Genomic DNA, 1,392 nt, shown 5'->3' with positions numbered 1-1,392 from the left:
TTAGCCTATATAATTCATACCCCCATCATAAATAGACACTTTTGTCCCAAAATGGCAAAGAACATTTATTTTGAATGGGGCTAGAATGATTTATTCTATCATCGCTTGTGTCATTTGGTGGTATTTCTGCCAAAAGTCCATCAGAAATGCTGTTTTTGGCGATGTAAGCCCACGAGTTATAGCCCTTCTCTTGGAGAAGGGTAACGGATATGTGTTCAGTGAAAATTTCGTTTACGCTGCTATCTTGCGAAGGAAGCGTTCAATTTCCGCTCGGTGCCGGTGATGCGGAACAAAGCTGATTCTGACGGCGCATTTCTGATCTTTTATCATGACGGCACTGAGCATGATACGTTTTACAAAACTTTCGGTTGTGAACGACTCTACCTCGGTTCCCTCAAAGGCTTTGTGCTTGAGGTTGTACAGTAGCACATCTGCTGCAGCATAGAGGAACAATCTGAACTGATTGGCGCGGAAAGACTTGCACGACATGCGGTCACCTCGGATTGCCTTCAGATCCTTTATCCACAGTTCCATCTCGCCCCTTCCGGCATAGTGGCGGTAGACAGTCTCCGGTTTGTTGGACCGGTTGGAAGTTACGACGAAACGGATGTTCTCACCCATGGAGTTGACCTCAATCTTGGCAATGACACGCTGCTCATGCTTCCAAGACTTCGCCTTATATTGGAAAGAGTAATAATGACGCACGGCCTTCTTTTCCTTCCCGTAGTATTTCCTCCATCTGCGCAGTGGCTTGTCTATGTTCTTGAGCAGCACTTCGTTGGAAGACAGGCCCGTGGTGAATCCCAGGAGAATGCTGTGCTGGTCACACACCCAGTCCATGAACTCATGTGAGCAGAAATGACTGTCGCCGCGCAGCTCTATCCTGCAGTTCGGCCATGCCTTCCGGAGCATGGCGACGATGCGGATAAGTATCTTCGAGACGTTGAGTGATTTGTTCCGGCGGCCTGGACGGAGAATGGGAAGGATCATCTTCCCGCTGATTCCCTCGTAGATAAGTAGCGGCATATAGCAGTACTCGCCGTAGTAGTCGTTGAACAGTGTGAGCTGCTGGGCGCCGTAGGTGTTGGCATTTGTGTCATCAGCGTCAATGATGATCTTCTTAGGCGACTTGTCGTACGACTTGATAAAGTTCTCCACAAACAGCATGCCCATCTTGTAGAGATCACGGTTGCTGACATGATTTTCCAGCCTGGTCATCGTGGGCTGTGAGCAGAGGTCATCATCTGATGGCTTGCGGCCAGCCAGCATCTTCAGGGCGCTGTCGTGGCGAAGGGCGTCGCAGTCGTTGGCATCTTCATAACCACAGGCAATCTGGCCAACACGCTGGCGAACCATGTCCGATATGGTGTGATGAATGAGTTCCGGCATGCG

At 49.6% G+C, this 1,392-nt stretch carries 1 protein-coding gene; it reads right to left on the bottom strand.

Translation table 11 applies throughout. The annotated features are described in order from the left end of the window. Nucleotides 1-231: 231 nt before the first annotated feature. Nucleotides 232-1,392, bottom strand: a 1,161-nt coding sequence (locus G604_RS14545) for an IS1380 family transposase (RefSeq protein WP_036905857.1), incomplete at its 5' end; no start/stop codon positions are given.

This window comes from Prevotella sp. AGR2160 (assembly GCF_000424185.1).
In the GTDB taxonomy this organism is placed as follows: Bacteria; Bacteroidota; Bacteroidia; order Bacteroidales; family Bacteroidaceae; genus Prevotella.
The sequence above is the reverse complement of the archived record's forward strand: the minus strand, read 5'-3'. Positions and strand labels throughout refer to the sequence as shown.